This is a genomic window from Streptomyces sp. NPDC005485 (genome assembly GCF_040606085.1).
GTDB lineage: Bacteria > Actinomycetota > Actinomycetes > Streptomycetales > Streptomycetaceae > Streptomyces.
In genome coordinates, this window is the sequence record NZ_JBEXDZ010000312.1 from 1 (window position 1) to 2,118 (window position 2,118).

At 68.5% G+C, this 2,118-nt stretch carries 2 protein-coding genes and 1 pseudogene; 1 reads left to right on the forward strand and 2 read right to left on the reverse strand.

Features of this window, described 5'->3' with window-relative positions:
- Positions 1 to 96: 96 nt before the first annotated feature.
- Positions 97 to 630: pseudogene (locus ABZS97_RS43810) on the reverse strand (flavodoxin family protein); the annotation flags it as partial.
- A gap of 134 nt (positions 631 to 764) precedes the next feature.
- Between ABZS97_RS43810 and ABZS97_RS43815 the strand changes: the two are divergent.
- Positions 765 to 1,166 carry a helix-turn-helix domain-containing protein gene (locus tag ABZS97_RS43815; RefSeq protein WP_356149637.1) on the forward strand — a complete coding sequence of 134 codons (402 nt, stop codon included), beginning with the start codon at positions 765 to 767 and terminating at the stop codon, positions 1,164 to 1,166.
- Here ABZS97_RS43815 and mutM read toward each other — a convergent pair.
- On the reverse strand, positions 1,139 to 1,999 hold the full coding sequence (mutM, locus tag ABZS97_RS43820; RefSeq protein WP_356149640.1) for a bifunctional DNA-formamidopyrimidine glycosylase/DNA-(apurinic or apyrimidinic site) lyase: 861 nt from the start codon (positions 1,997 to 1,999) through the stop codon (positions 1,139 to 1,141). The genes ABZS97_RS43815 and mutM overlap by 28 nt on opposite strands.
- Positions 2,000 to 2,118: the final 119 nt, after the last annotated feature.

A 2,118-nucleotide genomic window follows, 5' to 3' on the forward strand; every position in this document is an offset into this window, starting at 1 on the left:
GGGCGGCATGCCGGGCGGTGACATGGACTTCTGATCCTTCACGGATCGGCGGAGTCTGTCAGTTCCGAGGGCGGTACCCCTTCTTGGAGGGGGTAGGCGGCCGAGGTGTTCGGCGGTGGCCGTGTCGGACTTGTGGACGGCGTCGGGGCCCTCGTCGACGTTCGTCTGGGCGGCCGCACCGGCGAAGACACCGAGGCGGTTCAGGTCGTGCTCGGAGCCCTCGCTGTTGTTCCAGCCCGGGTGCAGGCCGAGGTTGACCCAGTTCATGCCGTGCTGCGCGGCGAGGATCTGGAAGAACTGCAGGGTGTGCAGCTTGTCGCCGCTCTTGGAGCCGGAGTTGGTGAAGCCGGCGGCCAGCTTGTCCTTCCAGTCCTGCCCGAACCAGCGCTTGGAGGACGCCTCCGCGAAGACGTGGAAGGCGCCGGACGCGGTGCCCATGTACGTCGGCGAGCCGAAGACGATCGCGTCCGAGGCGTCGAGGCTCGCCCACTGCTCCTCGGTGATCTCGGAGACGTCGATCAGGTGCACCTCGGCGCCCGCGTCGATGGCACCCGCGCGGACCGCCTCGGCGAGGACCGCCGTGTGGCCGTAGCCCGAGTGGTAGGCGATGGAGACAACAGGGGTGGTCACGTTACGTACTCCTCATGGGGACGAAAACGGGAGCCGCGCCGAAGCGGCAGCTCACCGGCAATGCCAAAAGGAAAGCACTAACTTCTAGTTAGTGCAACCTCCTGGTTAGCGCTGCACTCGAGTACGCTTGAGGAATGGACATCACACAGGAGCGCACGGAGGAGCAGGACCTTCCGTACAACGTGTTCGCCAAGGCGTGCCCCTCCCGCGGCACCCTGGAGCACGTCACCGGCCGCTGGGGTTCACTCACGCTGGGCGCGCTGTACGACGGCTCGTCCCGCTTCAACGAACTGCGCCGACGCGTCGACGGCGTCAGCGAGAAGATGCTCTCCCAGACCCTGCACGCACTGGAGCGCGACGGCCTGGTGCACCGCGAGGCGCAGCCCACGAACCCGCCGCGCGTCGACTACCGGCTCACCCCGCTCGGCCGCGAGGTCGCCGAGCGCGTGCTGACCCTCGTCCACTTCGTGGAGGGCCACATGGACGACGTACTCACGGCACGCCAGTCCTACGACGAGACGCGCGGCGCCCGCTGACAGCGCGGGCAGAAGTAGCTGGACCGGTTCATCCACGCGCGCCGGCGCATCGGCGTCCCGCACCGGCGACAGGGCTCGCCCTCACGCCCGTACGCGTCGAGCGACCGGTCGAAGTACCCCGACTCACCGTTGACGTTGACGTACAGGCTGTCGAAGCTGGTGCCCCCTGCGGCGAGCGCGTCGTTCATGACGTCGCGGATGTGGCCGAGCAGCTCGGTCGTGCGCGGCCGGGTGAAGGTTTCCGTGGGGCGCTCGTAGTGCAGCCTGGAGCGCCAGAGCGCCTCGTCGGCGTAGATGTTGCCGACGCCGCTGATCAGTGACTGGTCGAGCAGCGCGCGCTTGATGGTCGTGCGCCGGGCGCGCAGCGCCGTGTGGAACGCGGTGTCGTCGAACAGGGAATCCAGCGGGTCGCGCGCGATGTGCGCGATGACGTCCGGCAGGCCGTCGGGGGTGTTCTCGTGCAGGGAGAGTCCGCCGAAGGTGCGCTGGTCGACGAAGCGCAGCTCGGTGCCGAGGGCGTCCTCGAAGCGGATACGGACGCGCAGGTGCTTCTCGTCGGGGGCGTCCTCGGGCTGCACCAGGAGCTGACCGCTCATGCCGAGGTGCGCGAGCACGGAGAAAGGCGAGTCGTCGAGCGGCAGCCACAGGTACTTGCCGCGCCGCCGGGCCTCACCGATGCGGTGCCCCGCGAGCGCCTTCGCGAAGCCTTCGGGTCCCGCCAGATGCCGTCGTACGGCCCGTGGGTGCCGTACCTCGACGGTCTTCACGGCCCGCCCGCTGACCCAGCGCTCCAGACCGCGCCGTACTACTTCGACCTCGGGCAACTCAGGCACGGTGCTCCTCGTCAAGGGAACGAACCCCGTGGGGACGCGGTGGGGTGGGGAGGGGTTGAGATAAATAGGCTGGGGGTTTTATTTTTAAAGGCCTGGGGGGGTGGGAAGTAGTGGGCGGG